The organism is Roseateles sp. GW821-FHT09G03, from assembly GCF_059416045.1.
The window spans coordinates 139,105-157,325 of record NZ_JBWKOK010000004.1 but is presented as its reverse complement, the minus strand read 5'-3'; the positions used below and the strand labels follow the sequence as shown (position 1 = coordinate 157,325).

Here is an 18,221-nt window from a genome sequence, read left to right as displayed (position 1 = left end):
TCGGTTCCAACCTGCGCCGCCGACGCCAGCGCAACCCGTCAGACCCCACGCATCCAAGAACGGAAGAGACACATGAGCCACGCATCCAAGGCCGCGAAGGCCGCATTCCACTGGGAAGATCCGCTGCTGCTGGACCAGCAGCTGACCGACGACGAACGCGCCGTGCGCGACGCGGCGGCGGCCTATTGCCAGGACCGGCTGGCGCCGCGCGTGCTGGAGGCCTTCCGGCACGAGAAGACCGACGCGGAGATCTTCCGCGAGATGGGCGCGCTGGGCCTGCTGGGCCCGACGATCCCCGAGGAGTACGGCGGCGCCGGCCTCAACTACGTCTGCTACGGCCTGATCGCGCGCGAGGTGGAGCGCGTGGACAGCGGCTACCGCTCGATGATGAGCGTGCAGAGCTCGCTGGTGATGGTTCCGATCAACGAATTCGGCAACGAGGCGACCAAGCGCAAGTACCTGCCCAAGCTGGCCACCGGCGAGTGGATCGGCTGCTTCGGGCTGACGGAGCCGAATCACGGCTCGGACCCGGGCTCGATGGTGACGCGGGCGCGCAAGGTCGACGGCGGGTATGCGCTGAGCGGCAGCAAGATGTGGATCACCAACAGCCCGATCGCGGACGTGTTCGTGGTCTGGGCCAAGGACGACGGCGGGCAGATCCGCGGCTTCGTGCTGGAGAAGGGCTGGAAGGGCCTGAGCGCGCCGGCGATCCACGGCAAGGTGGGTCTGAGGGCGTCGATCACCGGCGAGATCGTGATGGACGAGGTCTTCTGCCCGGAGGAGAACGCCTTCCCCGACGTGCGCGGCCTGAAGGGACCGTTCACGTGCCTGAACAGCGCGCGTTACGGCATCGCGTGGGGTGCGCTGGGCGCGGCGGAATTCTGCTGGCACACGGCGCGGCAGTACACGATGGACCGCCAGCAATTCGGCAAGCCGCTGGCGGCCAACCAGCTGGTGCAGAAGAAGCTCGCGGACATGCAGACCGAGATCACGCTGGGCCTGCAAGGCTGCCTGCGGCTGGGCCGCATGAAGGACGAGGGCACGGCGGCGGTGGAGATCACCTCCATCATGAAGCGCAACAGCTGCGGCAAGTCGCTGGACATCGCGCGCACCGCGCGGGACATGCTGGGGGGCAACGGCATCAGCGACGAGTTCGGCATCGCCAGACACCTGGTCAACCTGGAGGTGGTCAACACCTACGAGGGCACGCATGACATCCATGCGCTGATCCTGGGGCGCGCGCAGACGGGGATCGCGGCGTTCTGAAGCCGCGCCTGCTCAACAGGGAAGGGCGCTGAGGCGCCCTTTTTCGTGCCCAAGTTGTATGCAGAAACTTGCAGATTTGCGTGTTTCTGCATATGGATTGGGCAATACCCCTCATGGGGGCCTGATGGCGGTTGAGGCTTCGACGGAGGGGGTGAAGTCTTTCAGCAACGGCTACCGATACGGGTCATTGATCGAGCATTTCGCCGATGCGAAGCTGCTGCACTTCCTCACCTGACCAACGTCCCGGACGATTGGAATCTTCAGGTCTGCAAAACCGATCACGCCCACCTCACTCCGGCAGCCTCGCGGCTGCGGCATTGCCCTTCATGAAGAACTCGGCCGCTCGCAAGTACATCACCGTTCACACGATCAGGCGCGCGAATCAGCGGCTGATGGCTCGTGGGCGCGACTATGAGCCGTCGCCCACCGTGCGCGCTCTGATGCCAAGCAGGGAGGAGATCGTGAAGGCCGCAAACAATGCCTACGAGCGATGGTTGGCGAAAGCCAAGGTCATCGCTTGATGCTTCATCAAACCTTTCAAACCTTTGTCGATAGCCGCCAGGACCTCGCAGGCCTGATCGCATACGCTCTCTACAAGGCGGACAAGCTCGACTTCATGAAGACGCACCCCGACAGGGATGTGCATGGTTTCGTGCTCAGCATGAATCTGCCTTCGCAGATCGAGGCATACCGCACCGAAGCGATGAGCATGTTGGAAGAGATGGCGGAAGAGTCGCTTTCCGATGCTCTGGCGGACGCAGAGTCTGAACATTTGCGGCAACTGAAGCAGGTCACACGATCACAGGGCTTCTGGTCCGGTGTCTTGTCCAACGTGATCGCAAATCTCATCGCGGCGGCAGTTTCGATCCTGCTCGTCGTCCTGGTGTTCGGCAGCAAGCTGAACTTCTGGGCCAATCTGCTGAAGTACCTCGGCGAATAGGCGAAGAGCGTCGGACGCAATGATGGAGAGACGATCGCCAGTTGCGTGTCGTCGGGGAACGGGCCGGCGCCGCGCGGGATGCGCGGCCCCACCATTTCAATTCTCGAAATGGTCCTTTCGACCGCGCTCGGATTCTCTTCCCGGGACCTCTCGACGAGCATTCAACCCATCGATCGGACGGGTTTGAACAGCGAGTCGAAATCGGGAAACCGTCGCCACTGAGCGGTCCCTGATGCGCCTTCAGACCGGTCCGGAGAGTTCTCCTCTTCAGATCACGAAGGTGCATCCATGAACCGCAAATCCATCGCTCCACGTGCCGCCGTCGCGGCCGCTGCGCTGACCTTGTCCGCCGCCATCGCCGGCACGGCGTCGGCGGCGCCCATCCACTACCGGTCCGTGACCGTCGATGGTGTGCAGGTCGCCTACCGCGAGGCCGGCGACGCCAGCAAGCCCGCCATCCTGCTGCTGCACGGCGTGCCGAGCTCCTCCCGCATGTACGACGCGCTGATGCGCCGGCTGGGCGACCGCTACCACCTCGTGGCGCCGGACTATCCGGGCTTCGGTCACAGCGATGCGCCGTCGCCAGCGCAGTTCACCTACACCTTCGACCACCTCGGCGAGGTCGTCGGCAAGTTCACCGACGCGGTGAAGCTCGACCGCTACGTGCTCTTCATGCAGGACTACGGCGCGCCCGTCGGCATGCGCCTCGCCATGGAACGTCCCGCCGCCATCCAGGGCATGGTGTTCCAGAACGGCAACGTCTACGACGACGGACTCGGACCGCTGTGGGCCAAGCGCCAGGCGTTCTGGACCGATCGCGCCGCGCATGAGCAGGAGGTCCGAACCGGCCACCTGACGCTCGCGACGACCCGCGCACGACACGTCGGCACCGATCCGGATGTCGACGCCTACGACCCCGATCTCTGGACGGACGAGCACGCGTATCTGAATCGCCCCGGACAGGCGGAGATCCAGTCCGAACTGATCTACGACTACCGTACCAACCTGGCGCGATACCCCGAGTGGCAGCAGTGGCTGCGCGCCCATCAGCCGCCGACGCTGGTGGTCTGGGGGAAGTACGACACGGCGTTCATCGTGCCCGGCGCGCTGGCGTTCAAGCGGGACCTGCCGAAGGCGCGCGTCGAGATCCTCGACGGCGGCCACTTCGTCATGGACACGCGGCTCGACGAGGTCGCGCGCCTGACCGACGAGTACATGCGGGCGCATCGCCGCGCCTTCGACCCGCAAGCCCCGCACGCCGGCCTCGACAACGGCGTCTCTTCCACCCATCGCTGAGAACATCCAAATGAAGACATCCCGCCTCATCCGCGCCATCGGCGCCGCCTTCGCCGTGTCGGTCGCCGCGCAGTTCCCCGCGCAGGTCGCCATCGCGGCGCCTGCAGCCGCTGCAACCGCCGCCCGTGCGCCATCGAGCATCGACATCCAGTACCGTACCGTCACCATCGACGGCGTCAAGGTGTTCTATCGCGAAGCCGGCCCGAAGGACGCGCCGGTGCTGCTGCTGTTGCACGGCTTTCCGACGTCGTCGCAGATGTTCCGCAACCTGATCCCGCAGCTGGCCGACCGCTACCGCGTGATCGCGCCGGACTATCCCGGCTACGGGCAGAGCGACATGCCGAGCATGGACAAGTTCGAGTACAGCTTCGACCATCTGTCCACCGTGGTGGACAAGTTCACCGAGTCGCTGGGGCTGACGCGCTTCGCGATGTATGTGCAGGACTACGGCGCGCCGATCGGTTATCGGATCGCCGCCGCGCATCCGGAGCGCATCACCGCGATCGTGGTGCAGAACGGCAATGCCTACCAGGAGGGCATCGACAACGACTTCTGGGTGCCGTTGAAGGCGTACTGGGCGGACAAGTCCAAGGCCAACCGCGACAAGCTGCGGCCCTTCCTCGAGCTGGACGTGACGCGCTGGCAGTACACCGAGGGCGCGCGCGACGTCGCTCACCTGAGCCCGGACACCTGGACGCTGGACCAGGCCTACATGGACCGGCCCGGCAACAAGGACATCCAGCTGGAGCTCTTCTACAGCTACGGCACCAACCCGCCGAAGTACGCGCAGTGGCAGCGCTACTTCCGCGAGCACCAGCCGCCGATGCTCATCGTCTGGGGGAAGAACGACAAGACCTTCCCGGCCGCCGGCGCCCATCCCTACCTGCGCGACCTGCCCAAGGCGGAGCTGCACCTGCTGGACACGGGGCACTTCGCCCTGGAGGAAGACAGCGCCACGATCGGCGCGCTGATGCGGGACTTCCTGGCGCGCTCGCTCAAGTGAGCGAGGGGTCCGCGCGCAGCTGCTCGATCAGCAGGTCGAGCAGGGCGCGCACCTTCGCATTCGGGCGACGGCCCTGCCGATGCAGGACGTGGATAGGGACAGGGCCGGACTCGTAGTCGGAAAGGACGGTCCGCAGGCGGCCGTCGCGCAGCGGCTCGCGCACCTGGTAGGACATCAGGCGCGTGATGCCCAGGCCGTTCACTGCGGCGGTGATGGCCGCTTCGTTGGTGGTCGTCATCAGGGTGGGGCGCAGGTCGTAGACGCGGGCCTCGTCCTGCTCGGCGAAGCGCCAGCGCGTGGTGGCGGTCAGGCCGGTCGCGGAGATGATGGTGTGCTGCGCCAGTTCCTCGGGATGCCGTGGCGTCCCGCGGCGCTTCAGGTAGTCCGGCGAGGCGCACAGCACGCGCCGGATGGTGCCGACGCGCACGGCCTGCAGCGAGGAGTCGGGCAGCTCGCCGATGCGCACGGCCTCGTCGTCCATGTTGACCACGCGGTCGACGAAGAGGCACACGGCCTGGGTCTCGGCGTAGCGGCTCAGGTAGTCGGTCACCAGCGGCGCGATGTAGAGGTTGCCGAACATCGCCGGCGCCGTGATGGTGACGCGGCCGCGCGGCGTGCCGTGGACGCCGACCACGGCGTTGTCCGCTTCTTCGAGGTCCCCCAGCAGCCGCCGGCAGTCCTCGAGGTAGCTCGAGCCGGCATCGGTGAGCCGAACGACCCGCGTCGTGCGCGTGAGCAGCGACACGCCGAGGTGCTGCTCCAGCTCGAGGACGGCGCGCGTGACGGTGGCCGGCGAGAGATTCAGCTTGCGCGCCGCGCCGGCGAAACCGCCGACTTCCGCGACGGCGGTGAAGACGCGCATCGAGTGCAGTTGATCCATGCGGGGATTGTCGCTGGCGATTCGCGATGGGGATCTGTCGTGCATGCGACAGCGACATGGAAGCTCCAGTAGCACGATCCGCCGCTGACCGGCCCCGTTCGATGGTTCGGCGCGATCAGGAGACGCTCATGGACGACATCACCGCCCGCATCCCTTCGCTCAAGGGCCAGGTCAGCGACGCCGAATGGCAGCTGCGCGTGGACCTCGCCGCGTGCTACCGGCTCGTCGCCCGTTACGGCTGGAGCGACCTGATCTTCACGCACATCAGCGCGCGGCTGCCCGGCGACGCGCACGAGTTCCTGATCAATCCCTACGGACTGATGTTCGACGAGATCACGGCCTCCAGCCTGATCAAGGTCGACGCGTCGGGCAACAAGCTGCAGGAGACGCCGTTCCCGGTGAACCAGGCCGGCTTCATCATCCATTCCGCCATCCACGCGGCGCGGCCCGACGTGGGCTGCGTGCTGCACACGCATACGCGCGCCGGCGTGGCGGTGTCTGCGCAGAAGGGCGGCGTGCTGCCGATCTCGCAGCAGTCGACCTTCGTGCTGGCCTCGCTCGCGTACCACGACTACGAAGGCGTCGCGATCCGTCCCGACGAGCAGCCGCGGCTGCAGAACGACCTCGGCGACAAGATCTTCTACTGCCTTCGCAACCACGGCCTGCTGACCGTCGGCAAGACGATCGGCGACGCCTTCCTGTCGATGTACACCTTCGAGAGCGCCTGCCAGATCCAGATCGCGGCGCAGGCCGGCGGCGTCGAGCTGACGCCCGTCCACGACGCCATCATCCGCGGAACCGCGGAGTCGATGCGCGTGCAGACCGGCGGCCTTGGCGGCGCCTTCGTGTGGCCGACGCTGCTCCGACAGGCACAGCGGCAGTGCGCAGGCTTCGACGTCTGAACATCGAGGCGCGAGCGCTCATGACGAAACCGATCAGGGCTTGATCGTTGCGAGCAGCGCGATCATGACAACGCCGGCGATCGCGATCACCGGCGCGTGACGGATCCAGGCCGGAGCGGGGCGCTCGTCCTGCCCGACGTGCCGGCGCAGCGTCGCCGACAGGATGCCGTGCAGCGCTGACAACCCCACGACGATCGGCAGCTTGGCGTTCAGCCAGAGCGCGCCGAACCAGCCGCCCCAGCTCGCAAGGCCGATGCCCAGGGCCCAGACCGCCAGCATCGCCGGCGTGGTCACGCGCCGGTCCCACTTCAGGATGGCCGTCGCCAGACGCTTCTCGTGAGGGAGCAGGACCGTCTCCCCGACGGGGCGCAGTGCAGCGGTCGTCACGCCCAGCAGCACCAGTCCGCCCACCCAGGTGAGCACCGCGGCGAGGTGCAACCCCTTGAGCCAGAGGTACATCACCGCGCCGCCTCGCGACCTAGCATGAACCAGCTGTAGAGGCCGCCCAGTGGAATGAAGGCGGCGAGCAGCAGCCGCCACGTGGCGGCGCCATCGATGGCCCGCTCCGTCGCGGCCTGCGCGAGCTGCCAGCAGAAGACGAGGAAGGCCATCCCATGCACCGGTCCCATGACGGACACCGCGATCGGCAGACCCGCCAGGTGCTTCAGGGGCACCGCCACCAGCAACAGCGCCAGCAGCGTGAAGGCCTCCAGCAGGCACAGGCGTCGGAGCATGGAGAGACGAAGGAGGGCACCGGGGCGAGGCGGATGGGAGCGGGACGAATGAGGCAACTGGCACTCCATGAGGTCCGTGAACAACAGATGGATTCTTCCCATCGGACGACTTCACTGAAAGTGGCTGAATCGACTGCCTTCGACTGTTTTCAGCCAGACACATGGAGAATGACGAATCGTCGCCGCCCCACGCCTCACGCCCGGAGTTCTTCCCCATGCCCGTCTCGCGATCTCCTCGCTCGTCGCTCCGAACTCCCTCTCCCGCAACGCGGGAGAGGGCGGGGGGTGAGGGCCAACCCCTGGTGGCCGTGCTCGCGCTTCCTGGCGTGGTGCCTTTCGACCTGACGATTGCCGGCGAGGTCTTCGGCCGCACGATGCTCGACGACGGGCGCAAGGGCTACACGGTCACCGTCTGCGGCGAGCAGGACGAGATCGACACCGGCGGCTTCACGATCGGCGTGAAGCGCCGCCTCGCGACGCTCAGGCACGCGCACACCATCGTCGTGCCGGGCATCGAGTCGCCGACGACGCCGGTCAGTCCGGCCGTGAAGCGCGCGCTCGTGGCCGCGCATGCGCGCGGCGCGCGGATCGCGTCGATCTGCACGGGCGCGTTCGTGCTCGCGCAGACGGGACTGCTGGACGGCCTGCGCGCGACGACGCACTGGGCCGCAGCGTCATGGATGAAGCAGCTGCATCCTGAGGTCGACCTCGATCCCTCGGTGCTCTTCGTCGACAACGGGCAGATCCTCACCTCGGCCGGCGCGGCCGCCGGGATCGACCTCTGCCTGCACATGGTGCGCGGCGACTACGGCACGGCCGTCGCGGCCCGCATGGCGCGCCTGTCCGTCGTCCCCTTGCAGCGCGAGGGCGGCCAGGCACAGTTCATCCAGCCCGCCGACCTGCCGCCGGATCGCGACCTGCAGCCGGTGATCGCGTGGGCATTGAAGCAACTGCACCGTCCGATCTCGACGACCGAGCTCGCGAGCCAGGGCTGCGTCAGTCCGCGCACCTTGCACCGACGATTCCAGGAGCAGTTCGGCGTCGCGCCGGTGCAGTGGCTGATCCAGGCGCGCGTGCGCCGCGCGCAGGAGCTGCTGGAGACCGGCTCCTCGAGCATCGAGCAGATCGTCGAGGCCGTCGGCCTCGGATCGGCCGCGAACTTCCGGAACCAGTTCCAGCGCCTCGCCGGCGTCAGCCCGAGCGCTTACCGCAAGAGCTTTGGCACGCGGTGATGCGGCTGCCGCCGGCGATGCCCGGACGTCAGAGCGGGCGGTGCTTTCATAACCTCCAGGAACGAAAGAATGATCCGGGTCGACATTCCGGACGGCCGTCCTCGGCCTAGCATGGGCCGACCCCGGCGCACGACCGGGGCTTCACAGGAGACAAGATGATTCGCAGATCCCTGATCGCCTCGGGCGTGGCCGGCGCGGCGGCGCTGGCCGCGGCACTGCTGCCGGCGACCGCCCTCGCGCAGACCTACCCGGACCGCCCCGTGCGGCTGATCGTGCCGTATGCGCCCGGCGGCAGCGCCGACATCGTCGCGCGCCTGATCTCGGACGAATGGGGCAAGGCGCTCGGCAAGCCGCTGGTGGTCGAGAACAAGGCGGGCGCGGGCGGCAACGTCGGCGTGGCCGAGGTCGCGAAGTCCGCCGGCGACGGCTACACCATCGGGCTGCAGACGGTCTCGCTCGCCATCAATCCGGCGCTGACGCCGAAGATGCCCTACGACACGCTCAAGGACCTCGCGCCCATCGGCATGGTCGCGAGCTCGCAGCACGTGCTCGTCGTCAACGAGCAGGTGCCGGCGAGGAACGTCAAGGAACTGATCGCGCTGGCGAAGAGCAGGCCCGGCAAGCTCTCCTACGCGTCGGCCGGCACGGGCAGCACCTTCCACATGTCGGCGGAGCTGTTCAAGGCGGTGGCTGGCGTGAGCATCGTCCACATCCCGTATCGCGGCGGCGGCCCCGCGCTGAGCGACACGATCGGCGGACAGGTCGAGATGTCCTTCCCGGTGCTGTCGGCGGCGCAAGGGCACGTGCAGTCGGGCAAGCTGCGCGCGCTGGGCGTGACCGGTCCGAAGCGCTCGCCGCTGATGCCGGACGTGCCGACGATCGCCGAAGCCGGCGTTCCTGGCTATTCCTTCGAGACCTGGTTCATGGTCTTCGCGCCGGCCGGCACGCCCCGGCCCGTGATCGACAAGCTGAACGCGACCCTGAATGCGGTGCTCACCGCGCAAGCCCTCAAGGACCGGATGGCGAAGGAAGGCTTCGAGGCCACGCCGTCGACGGCGGCACAGGCGCGGGCGCGGCTGGAGAAGGAACTGCCGCAGTGGGCGAAGCTGGTGAAGGAGCGGGGAATCACGGCGGACTGATGCCGAGCGCTCCTCCGAGCGCCAGGTCTTGCCCCGTTCAGAGCCACACGCGCGGTCGCCGGCCGAGGCTCGCATCGACGAGCAGCTTGTGCGTCTTCTTGTCGATCGCCTCCGGCGGCACGTGGGCGAGCACGAGTCTCGCGAACTCCGGCAGGCCGGCGAGGCTCGCCGACACGCGTGCCTTGATTCGCGTCTGGTCTTCGAGCACGAACCACTTCATCGTCGGCGAGAAACGCACGAGTCGCACCTCGGCCCATCGCATCGTGCCGTGGCCCCCGAAGCGGCGGCCGAAGGCGATGGCCTCGTCCGACAGCTGATGGCGGGCGAAGAAGTAGTCGGCGACCATGGGCAGCGCCATCAGCCCGAGCACGACGAAGCAGAGCGCGGTCCCGACCGTGGCCACCGGGTGTTTGCCGGTGGTGAAGGACACCGCCGCGAGCCAGAAGAAGAACGCCGCGCTGATCGTGCCGATCACGAGCGAGCTCATCGGGTGGCGCAGTTGGATCGACATCGGGGACTTGCTCCGTGAGGCTGGCACGCGGCGCTTTTCGCCGCGGACGCCGAGTATCTACGCGGCCACCTTCGGCCGGACCAGCGGCTGGGCGTTGAGGAACAGCACCAGCCCGCGCACGGTGGCGGTGTCCTTGTGGAACGGGTTGGCGGCCCAGTTGTCCAGCGACCGGCACGCGCGGTCCGCGACGGTCTCCACGACACCCAAGTCGAGTTCCTCGGGATCGATGTGGAGATCAGCGACCATGCGGTCGTCGGCCCGGATGGGGAACCCGGTCAGACCGTAGGCCACTTCGATCTCGCTCTGGAGTTCGTCGTAGACCGCTCGCACGATCCACGGATCGACCGCGCGGAGATCGAAGTCGCGTGAGAACTCGCAGATCGACTGGCCCGCGCGGGTGGCCGCCACTGCGCGCAGACTGGCCTTCGTCCGCCTGAGCTGCGGGAGGCCACGCCCGAAGTACCAGGCGGCCGACACGCCGGCGATCACGGCGGTGCCCGTGAGCACGGCGATGGGATCGCGAATCAGCATCCACAGATACCACCCGGCAAGGGCTAGGGGGAAACCCCAGCACACCAGGGAACCGGCGACCCTCCGCCAGCCGGTGGGCGGCTCGTGACGGGCTTTCGGCATATGACGGGAGGCGATGCGCATCGTAGGATTCTCTGCGATGCCAACGCAGGGGTACGTCGTCCGGTCAGTCCGTGTTCGCTGACGCCGTCAGGCGGACCGGAGGCCCGATATGGGCAAGCGTCCACGCTGCATACGCCTCTCCGGCAACGCGCGCAGCGGCATCGACAAGAGATTGGGGATGCCCCTTTTCAATCAATCGACGGCGCCGACCTTCCGAGATTGACCCATGGGTGGCGACCGAGTGGACAAGGTCGACCATGTCATTGTTGTTCATGTCGACCCGGCGATTGACCTCACGGTAGATTCCATCGAAGAGCCTCTCGTAGTCGGCATCCTCGTCCAGTGCTGGCGTGGATTCAGTTGGGTTCATGGTGTGCGCTGAACTGAGTTTGGAGGCCTGCATCGTTGCCGCACGTGAGTCGCCGGTCTCTGCGAAAAATCAATGCCGAAACGTGTCCAACTTCAGAGGTGGACGCAACTGAAAACGGGGGGATGGGCATCGATGAAGAGGTTGGTTTCCCACCAAAGAGGGCCCACCCGCTCCGGGACATCCCCCAGACATCGCCCCTCGCGGCGCGGCTAGCATCCTCCGCCAAGAAAAGACCATCCCCGGTCGCCTGCGCGGCTTGGCGGAACAGGGAGCCACCGATGACACCGATTTCCCTTGCGCGCCGCTGCGCGCTGTCGCTCGCCCTTGCGCTGGCCGGACTGCACGGCATCGCCCAGGCGCAACCGGCGCCCGCGCCGGCCTCCGTGCCGCCCGAGGTGTTCTTCAAGAACGCTGAACTCAACGAGGCCAAGCTCTCGCCGAACGGCAAGCGCCTGGCCGTCGCGGCGCCGGGCGGCCCCGGGCTGCGAGTCGGGCTCTACGTGTTCGAGCTCGGCGCCAAGATCGAGGCCCGCCGCGTGGTGCAGTTCGCCAATGACGACGTCGGCGACTTCTACTGGGTCAATGACGACAAGATCGTCTTCTCCGCCACCGATCGGCGCATCGCCTCCGGGACGCACTACCAGGCCAGCGGGCTGTTCTCGGTCGCGGCGGATGGCTCCGGCATCCGGCAACTGGTCCAGCGCGAGCACGAGACCGAAGGCGAGCGCAAAGCCTTCGGCGGCGCGCTGACCTGGAATCATCGGCTCCTCACCGTGCCCTTCCCCCATGAGGGCGAACCGGGCAATCGGGTGCTCGTCGGCAAGTTCGGCCTCAACCGCTCCAACAACCGCAGCGCCTACACCCCGTTCTGGCTGAACGTCGACACCGGCCGCGCGCTGCCGGCGACCTTCGACGAACCTCGCGGCGCCGTGCGCTTCCTCTTCGACAGTCATGGCGAGGCCCGCCTCGTGATCACCGAACAGGAGAACGTGCAGGTCGTCCATTGGCGCGGACCGGGCGAGAAGACCTGGTCCGAACTCACGCGCGGCGATCTGCTGGGTCTGCCCTTCGTTCCCGTCGCGGTGGACGACACCGGCCGTCTGTTCGTGAAGCGACTCGAAGGCGCGCAACGCTACGAGGTGCTCACCCGCTTCGACTTCCAGACCGGCAAACCGGAACCTCGCGCCCTGCTCAGTGCCCCGGGATTCGACGCGCAGAGCGCGGTGATCCGGGACGCGGGGCGCACGGTCGGCCTGCGCTACCAGACCGACGCGCAGGCGACGGCGTGGTTCGACCCCGCGATGCGTGACTTCCAGAAACTGGTCGACGCGCGCTTCACCGAAGGCGTCAACGTCGTCCAGTGCGCGCGGTGCGGCAAGGCGGACATGGTTGCCGTGGTGCGCAACTTCTCGGACCGAGAGCCCGGCGAGTACTGGATCTACCGGGCCGTCGCCGCCGAGGCGGACCGCTGGCAGCCGGTCGGCCGCCAGCGCCCCGACGTCGACCCGCGCGCGATGGCCGGCCAGGAACTGCACCGCATCAAGGCCCGTGACGGCGCCGACCTGCCGGTGTGGCTCACGCTGCCGCGCGGCGTCGCCCCGGGCAAGCCCGCGCCGGCCGTGGTGCTGGTCCACGGCGGTCCGTTCGTGCGCGGCCGCGTCTGGGAATGGGACGGCTGGGCGCAGTTCCTCGCTTCGCGCGGTTATCTCGTCATCGAGCCCGAATTCCGCGGCAGCGAGGGCTACGGCGACAAGCACTATCGCGACGGCTTCCGCCAATGGGGCCAGGCCATGCAGGACGACATCGCCGACTCGCTGGTCTGGGCGCGCCAGCAGAAGCTCGCCTCGGACCGCGCCTGCATCGCGGGCGCCAGCTACGGCGGCTATGCCACGCTGATGGGCCTGGCCAAGGACGGCGCGCTGTATCGCTGCGGCGTCGCCTGGCTCGGCGTGACCGACCTGATGCTGCTGGTCAAGGGCGACACCTGGGTCGACGACGACCTCGGCAGCTCCTACCGCAGCTACATGGCGCCGGCCATGATCGGCGATGCGGTCAAGGACGCCGACATGCTCAAGGCCAATTCGCCGGTGCTGCTGGCCGACCGCATCCGTGCGCCGCTGCTGCTGGCCTACGGCGAACGCGACGTCCGCGTCCCCATCGAGCACGGCGAGCGCATGCGCGAGGCGCTCGTGAAGGCGGGCCGCCCGCCCGAATGGGTCACGTACCGCGGCGAAGCGCATGGCTTCGGGAATCTGGACAACAGTGTCGACTTCGCCAAGCGTGTCGAGGTCTTCCTCGCGAAGCACCTGAAGGACGGGCAGGGGACGCAACAAGGCGGGCAGTAAGCCAACTCGCTCGCCTTGCCCCCGTCACCGCGAGCAGCGGAAGACCCCGCCTTCCCTCAGTCTTCCGCCAGCGCGCACGCCAGCATCGCCGCCACCAGCGTCGCCCCCTGCCGCTCCCGCAGGCAGTAGAGGTACTCCCGCACCAGCGGCATGTCCTGCTCGAAGGGCAGGGCGATCAGCGCCGGGTGCTGCCCGGTCTCGTGCGCCGCGAAGATGCTCAGCCCCAGCCCGCGCACCACCGCCTCGCGCAGCGCCTCCCGGCTGGCGATCTCCATCTGCGCCTTCGGGCGCACGCCCGCCGCGTCCAGCGCCTGCTCGGCCAGCGCGCGCGTCATCGAGCCGCGCTCCCGCACCAGCAGCGTTTCCTCCGCCAGCGCCGTCAGCGGCACCGCCGCGCGGCGCGCCAGCGCGTGCCCGCGCGGCAGCAGCAGCACCAGCGGATCGGCGCCCAGATCGACGCGGTGCAGGCGCGCGTCGTCGACCAGGTGGCTGGAGGTCGCCAGGTCCACTTCGTAGGCCAGCAGCGCGTCCACCATCTGCCGTGAATTGCCGGCCGCGATGCTCAGCTCCACCCGCGGATGCCGCGTCCGGAACCGCTGCGCCAGCGTCAGCGTGTAGTACGGCGCCGTCGCGCCCAGCCGCAGCGTGCCGCCGCGCAGCTCGGCCGAGTCGCGCAGCGCGAATTCGATGTCCAGCTCCTGCTGCAGCAGCGCGTCCACCTGCGGCATCAGCCGCCTGCCCGCGTCGCTCAGGCTCAGGCGCCCGCTGCCGCGGTGGAACAGCTCCACCCCGTACTGCTCTTCCAACGCCCGGATCTGCGTCGTCACCGTCGGCTGGGACAGGCCCAACTGCTTGGCCGCGCCGGTGATCGAGCCCAGCCTCGCCACGGCGAAGAAGGCTTTCAACTGGTTCACGAGCACGGCAGGCCTCCCGGATCCCCCAAAACGGCCAATACCGGTTTCCGCGAACTTGGGGCGTTTGACGCGTCAATGACATATGCCATTCCTACAGTGTCCCCCATCGATCCCCCCGTTGGAGCGCCCATGCCGATCTCTTCCCTGCCGACCTCCCGGTCGACGTCCCTCTCGACCGTCCTCCACGCCGCCGCGGCGCTGGCCCTGGCGGCGATCGCCGCGTTCACCAGCCCCGAAGTCCACGCCCAGGGCACCCCGGGCAAGACCGAGCTGCTGGTCTACAGCGCGCTCGAGGCCGACCAGATCAAGGCCTACAAGACCGCCTTCGAGCAGGACAACCCCGCCATCGAGCTGAAGTTCGTCCGCGAGTCCACCGGCATCGTCACCGCCCGCCTGCTGGCCGAAAAGGCCAACCCGCAGGCCGACGTCGTCTGGGGCCTGGCCGCGACCTCGCTGATGCTGCTGGACAAGGAAGGCATGCTCGCCGCCTACGCGCCCAAGGGCCTGGAGCAGGTCCGCGCCACGATGCGCGATCCGCGCCCGCAGCCGACCTGGGTCGGCATGGACCTGTGGTCCTCGGCCGTCTGCTTCAACACCGCCGAGGCCGCCAAGCACAACCTGCCCAAGCCCACCTCCTGGGCCGACCTGACCCAGCCCGTCTACAAGGGCCTGCTGACGATGCCGCACCCGGCCTCCAGCGGCACCGGCTACCTGATGGTCTCCGCCTGGCTGCAGATGATGGGCGAGACCAAGGGCTGGGCCTTCATGGACGCGCTGCACCAGAACATGGGCGTGTACACGCACAGCGGCTCCAAGCCCTGCCGCCAGGCCGGCGCCGGCGAGTTCCCGGTCGGCCTGTCCTTCGAGTACCGCGCCAACAAGACCAAGAAGGAAGGCGCGCCGATCGACATCGTCTTCCCGAAGGAAGGCCTGGGCTGGGACGTCGAGGCCACCGCCGTCATGAAGACGACGAAGAAGCTGGACGCCGCCAAGGCGCTGGCCGACTGGTCCGTGACGCGCAAGGCCAACGAGCTCTATGCGAAGAACTTCGCCGTGCTGGCGCTGCCCACGGTGCAGGAGCAGCTGGAGTTCGTGCCCTCCGACCTCGACAAGCTGCTGGCGAAGAACGACTTCAACTGGGCCGCCGCGAACCGCGATCGCATCCTGGCCGAGTGGTCGCGCCGCTACGAGGCCAAGGCCGAAAAGAAGTAAGCGGATCTTCCATGCTGCATCTGCGCCAGATCACCAAGCGCTTCGGCCTGCAGACGGTGCTGCAAGGCATCGACCTCGACCTCGTGCCGGGGGAGTTCGTGTCGCTGCTGGGCCCGTCGGGCTGCGGCAAGACGACGCTGCTGCGCATCGTCTGCGGCATCGAGACGCCGGAGGCCGGCCAGGTGCTGATGCACGGCGTGGACATCACCGCCTGGCCCGCGTCGCAGCGGCGCTTCGGCGTGGTGTTCCAGTCCTATGCGCTGTTCCCCAACATGACGGCGCGCGAGAACGTCCGCTACGGCCTGAGCGAGCTGCCCCGGCGCGAGGCCGCCGACCGCGCCGACGAGATGCTCGCGCTGGTGGGCCTGCTGGAGCAGGCCGGCAAGTTCCCCGCGCAGCTGTCGGGCGGCCAGCAGCAGCGCGTGGCGCTGGCCCGCGCGCTGGCGCCGGGACCGAAGCTGCTGCTGCTCGACGAGCCGCTGTCGGCGCTCGATGCGCAGGTCCGGCAGGAACTGCGCACCGAGATCCGCGCGCTGCAGCAGCGCCTGGGCATCACGACGCTGATGGTCACGCACGACCAGGACGAGGCGCTGGCGATGTCGGACCGCGTGGTCCTGCTCGCCAAGGGCCAGATCGCGCAGCAGGGCGCGCCGCGGCAGCTCTACGACCAGCCGGCGAGCGCGCTGGTGGCGGGCTTCGTCGGCCGGATGAACTGGATGGACGGGCAGGTGGTCGCCGAGGGACGCGTGCGCGTCGGCACCACGCTGCTCGACTGCGACAGCCGCCTCTACAAGACCGGCAGCGTCGTGCGCGTGGGCATCCGGCCGGAAGCCCTGCGGCTGGTCGACGGGGAGGGCGCGATGATCCGCGCCCGCATCGACGCGCTGCAATTCCATGGCGCGGTGACGCAGGTGCTGCTGCGCTGCGAGGCCCTGGGCGCGGGATCCAGCGCGGGCGTCGACGGTGCGCTGATGCTCGAAGTTCCCAGCGGCGAAGCCGCCGGGCTCTCTGAAGGCGAGGTCCGCGGCCTGCGCTTGCCCGCCGCGGCGCTGCAGCTCTTCGACGCGCCGCTGTCGATGCGGAGAGCCGCGTGAGCCTGGTCTTCGACCCGACGGCGCGGGTGCCCGAGGTCCCTCAGGTGCCGCTGCCGCGCGCGCGTCGCCGGCATGTCGAAGCGTGGGTGCTGCGCGGGCTGCTGGTCAGTGGGCTTGTCGTGCTGACGCTGATCATCCTGCTGCCGCTGGTGTCGCTGCTGGCGCAGAGCGTGCTCGATGGGCAGGGGCGTTTCGTCGGCGCGTCGCATTTCATCGCGTACTTCTCGACCGGCCGATGGAGCGCGCTGTGGAACAGCGTCGCGCTGTCGGCGGTCTCGGCCGTCGTCTGTGTCGCGCTGGCCTACGGCTACGCCTGGGCGCTGACGCACAGTGCGCTGCCCGCCAAGGGCCTGTGGCGCGCGCTCGCGCTGCTGCCGCTGCTCGCGCCGTCGTTGCTGGCGGCCATCGGCCTGGTGTACGCCTTCGGCAACCAGGGGCTGCTGAAAGGCCCGATGCAGGCGCTGGGCATCGCCAGCATCTACGGCCCGGCCGGCATCGTGCTGGGCTCCGTGTTGTGGACCTTCCCGCACGCGATGCTGATCCTCGTCACCACGCTGTCCAGCAGCGATGCGCGGACGATCGAGGCCGCGCGTTGCCTGGGCGCTGACGGCTGGCGGGTGTTCAGGACGGTGACGCTGCCGGCCAGCCGCTACGGCCTGCTCATCTCGCTGGTGGTCGTGTTCGTGCTGGTGCTGACCGATTTCGGCGTGCCCAAGGTCGTCGGCGGACAGACGGCGATGCTGGCGACCGACATCTACAAGGAAGTCGTCGGCCAGCAGCGTCTGGACCGCGGCGCGGTCGTCGCGCTCCTGCTGCTGTTGCCGGCGCTGGGCGCCTTCGTGTTGGAGCAGCGCCTGCGCGCGCGTCAACGCGCCGTGCTGAGCCTGCGCGCCGTCCCGCATGTGCCGTCGCCGAGCGCCGGGCGGGACCTCGCCGCGCTGCTGTACTGCGCGCTGATCGCGACCGCGCTGGTCGGCGTCTTCGGCATCGCGGTCTACGCGTCGTTCGCGCAGTACTGGCCGTATCAGCTCGCGCCGACGCTGTCCCACTACCAGTTCGACATGAGCGATGGCGGCGGCTGGGCCAGCTACGGGAATTCGCTGCGGCTGGCGGTGTGGACCGCGCTCGCCGGCACGGGCCTGAGCTTCGTGCTGGCCTGGCTGGTGGACAAGCCGCGCGGCTTCGCCGCCGCGCGCGGCGTGCTCAACGCGCTGGCGACACTGCCGATGGCGGTGCCGGGTCTTGCCCTGGGTCTGGGCTACATCCTGTTCTTCAACGCGCCGTGGAATCCGCTGCGCGGCTGGTACGGCGGACTCGGCCTGCTGGTGCTGTGCACGGTGGCGCACTACTACTCGGTCGCGCACCTGACGCAACTGGGCGCGCTGCGCCAGCTCGACCCTGAATACGAGCGTGTCGCCGAGTCGCTCGGCCTGCCGTTCTGGACGCACCTGCGCCGCGTGCACCTGCCCATCGCGATTCCGACCTTGATCCAGGTGGCGGGCTACTTCTTCGTCAGCGCGCTGACGACGGTGTCGGCGGTGGTGTTCCTGTACTCGCCCGACACGACGCTGGCCGCGATCGCCGTGCTGGCGATGGACGACGCCGGCGACACCGCGCCGGCGGCCGCGATGGCGACGCTGCTGTTCGTGACGGCGGCGGTCGGACGCGGCGTCATCGGGCTCATCGGCCACGTGCTCGTTCAGCGGACCCAACGCTGGCGCGCGCGATAGCCCTCTCCAATCCATCCATC

19 protein-coding genes are annotated in these 18,221 nt (G+C 68.5%); 12 read left to right on the top strand and 7 right to left on the bottom strand.

The window, feature by feature from the left end; translation table 11 throughout:
- Window positions 1–72 precede the first annotated feature (72 nt).
- The 5 genes from AC07OZ_RS16145 to AC07OZ_RS16125 all read left to right on the top strand — a co-directional run bounded on the left by AC07OZ_RS16145 (window position 73) and on the right by AC07OZ_RS16125 (window position 4,505).
- A complete protein-coding gene (locus AC07OZ_RS16145; protein ID WP_495468110.1) occupies window positions 73–1,266 on the top strand; it encodes an acyl-CoA dehydrogenase in 1,194 nt (397 codons plus the stop codon).
- Window positions 1,267–1,592: 326 nt separating this feature from the next.
- Window positions 1,593–1,787: a hypothetical protein gene (locus AC07OZ_RS16140; protein WP_495468109.1), complete on the top strand. Its 195-nt coding sequence runs from the start codon at window positions 1,593–1,595 to the stop codon at window positions 1,785–1,787.
- Window positions 1,787–2,206 carry a hypothetical protein gene (locus AC07OZ_RS16135; protein ID WP_495468108.1) on the top strand — a complete coding sequence of 140 codons (420 nt, stop codon included), beginning with the start codon at window positions 1,787–1,789 and terminating at the stop codon, window positions 2,204–2,206. The genes AC07OZ_RS16140 and AC07OZ_RS16135 overlap by 1 nt, the downstream gene beginning before the upstream one ends.
- Before the next feature lie 288 nt (window positions 2,207–2,494).
- Window positions 2,495–3,502, top strand: coding sequence for an alpha/beta fold hydrolase (locus AC07OZ_RS16130; protein ID WP_495468107.1), 1,008 nt, complete (start codon window positions 2,495–2,497; stop codon window positions 3,500–3,502).
- Window positions 3,503–3,512: 10 nt separating this feature from the next.
- Complete coding sequence (locus tag AC07OZ_RS16125; RefSeq protein WP_495468106.1) at window positions 3,513–4,505, top strand: alpha/beta fold hydrolase; 993 nt, start codon at window positions 3,513–3,515, stop codon at window positions 4,503–4,505.
- Here the strand turns inward: AC07OZ_RS16125 and AC07OZ_RS16120 are convergent.
- Window positions 4,498–5,385, bottom strand: coding sequence for a LysR family transcriptional regulator (locus tag AC07OZ_RS16120; protein ID WP_495468105.1), 888 nt, complete (start codon window positions 5,383–5,385; stop codon window positions 4,498–4,500). The genes AC07OZ_RS16125 and AC07OZ_RS16120 overlap by 8 nt on opposite strands.
- 128 nt (window positions 5,386–5,513) lie before the next feature.
- Between AC07OZ_RS16120 and AC07OZ_RS16115 the strand changes: the two genes are divergently transcribed.
- Window positions 5,514–6,287 carry a class II aldolase/adducin family protein gene (locus AC07OZ_RS16115; protein WP_495468104.1) on the top strand — a complete coding sequence of 258 codons (774 nt, stop codon included), beginning with the start codon at window positions 5,514–5,516 and terminating at the stop codon, window positions 6,285–6,287.
- Between the two features lie 33 nt (window positions 6,288–6,320).
- On the opposite strand, the gene AC07OZ_RS16110 is transcribed toward AC07OZ_RS16115, so the two are convergent.
- A complete protein-coding gene (locus AC07OZ_RS16110) occupies window positions 6,321–6,746 on the bottom strand; it encodes a CopD family protein (RefSeq protein WP_495468103.1) in 426 nt (141 codons plus the stop codon).
- On the bottom strand, window positions 6,746–7,021 hold the full coding sequence (locus tag AC07OZ_RS16105; RefSeq protein WP_495468102.1) for a DUF3817 domain-containing protein: 276 nt from the start codon (window positions 7,019–7,021) through the stop codon (window positions 6,746–6,748). Before AC07OZ_RS16105 ends, AC07OZ_RS16110 begins: the two co-directional genes overlap by 1 nt.
- A gap of 302 nt (window positions 7,022–7,323) precedes the next feature.
- Between AC07OZ_RS16105 and AC07OZ_RS16100 the strand changes: the two genes are divergently transcribed.
- Together AC07OZ_RS16100 and AC07OZ_RS16095 are read left to right on the top strand one after the other, a co-directional pair.
- On the top strand, window positions 7,324–8,253 hold the full coding sequence (locus tag AC07OZ_RS16100; RefSeq protein WP_495468101.1) for a GlxA family transcriptional regulator: 930 nt from the start codon (window positions 7,324–7,326) through the stop codon (window positions 8,251–8,253).
- A 155-nt stretch (window positions 8,254–8,408) separates the two neighbouring features.
- Window positions 8,409–9,392 carry a tripartite tricarboxylate transporter substrate binding protein gene (locus AC07OZ_RS16095; protein WP_495468100.1) on the top strand — a complete coding sequence of 328 codons (984 nt, stop codon included), beginning with the start codon at window positions 8,409–8,411 and terminating at the stop codon, window positions 9,390–9,392.
- Between the two features lie 37 nt (window positions 9,393–9,429).
- Here AC07OZ_RS16095 and AC07OZ_RS16090 read toward each other — a convergent pair whose 3' ends face one another.
- From AC07OZ_RS16090 to AC07OZ_RS16080, 3 genes are read right to left on the bottom strand one after another with little or no spacing between them, the layout of a single operon-like run.
- The gene (locus AC07OZ_RS16090; protein ID WP_495468099.1) at window positions 9,430–9,903 is read right to left on the bottom strand and encodes a hypothetical protein; all 474 of its coding nucleotides are present in this window, start codon (window positions 9,901–9,903) and stop codon (window positions 9,430–9,432) included.
- A 57-nt stretch (window positions 9,904–9,960) separates the two neighbouring features.
- A complete protein-coding gene (locus AC07OZ_RS16085; protein ID WP_495468098.1) occupies window positions 9,961–10,557 on the bottom strand; it encodes a hypothetical protein in 597 nt (198 codons plus the stop codon).
- 43 nt (window positions 10,558–10,600) lie between these two features.
- Complete coding sequence (locus tag AC07OZ_RS16080; RefSeq protein WP_495468097.1) at window positions 10,601–10,906, bottom strand: hypothetical protein; 306 nt, start codon at window positions 10,904–10,906, stop codon at window positions 10,601–10,603.
- A gap of 278 nt (window positions 10,907–11,184) precedes the next feature.
- Here AC07OZ_RS16080 and AC07OZ_RS16075 point away from each other — a divergent pair, with 278 nt between their 5' ends.
- Window positions 11,185–13,251, top strand: coding sequence for an alpha/beta hydrolase family protein (locus AC07OZ_RS16075; protein WP_495468096.1), 2,067 nt, complete (start codon window positions 11,185–11,187; stop codon window positions 13,249–13,251).
- Window positions 13,252–13,307: 56 nt separating this feature from the next.
- Here the strand turns inward: AC07OZ_RS16075 and AC07OZ_RS16070 are convergent, their stop codons facing one another.
- Window positions 13,308–14,171, bottom strand: a complete 864-nt coding sequence (locus AC07OZ_RS16070) for a LysR substrate-binding domain-containing protein (protein ID WP_495468095.1) — start codon at window positions 14,169–14,171, stop codon at window positions 13,308–13,310.
- A 123-nt stretch (window positions 14,172–14,294) separates the two neighbouring features.
- Here AC07OZ_RS16070 and AC07OZ_RS16065 point away from each other — a divergent pair, with 123 nt between their 5' ends.
- The 3 genes from AC07OZ_RS16065 to AC07OZ_RS16055 are packed head-to-tail and all read left to right on the top strand — an operon-like array spanning window position 14,295 to window position 18,201.
- Window positions 14,295–15,377, top strand: coding sequence for a putative 2-aminoethylphosphonate ABC transporter substrate-binding protein (locus tag AC07OZ_RS16065; protein ID WP_495468094.1), 1,083 nt, complete (start codon window positions 14,295–14,297; stop codon window positions 15,375–15,377).
- Window positions 15,378–15,388: 11 nt separating this feature from the next.
- Window positions 15,389–16,471 (top strand): ABC transporter ATP-binding protein, encoded by a 1,083-nt coding sequence (locus tag AC07OZ_RS16060; protein ID WP_495468093.1) that lies wholly within the window; start codon window positions 15,389–15,391, stop codon window positions 16,469–16,471.
- Window positions 16,468–18,201, top strand: a complete 1,734-nt coding sequence (locus AC07OZ_RS16055; RefSeq protein ID WP_495468092.1) for a putative 2-aminoethylphosphonate ABC transporter permease subunit — start codon at window positions 16,468–16,470, stop codon at window positions 18,199–18,201. Before AC07OZ_RS16060 ends, AC07OZ_RS16055 begins: the two co-directional genes overlap by 4 nt.
- The last annotated feature ends 20 nt before the right edge of the window (window positions 18,202–18,221 follow it).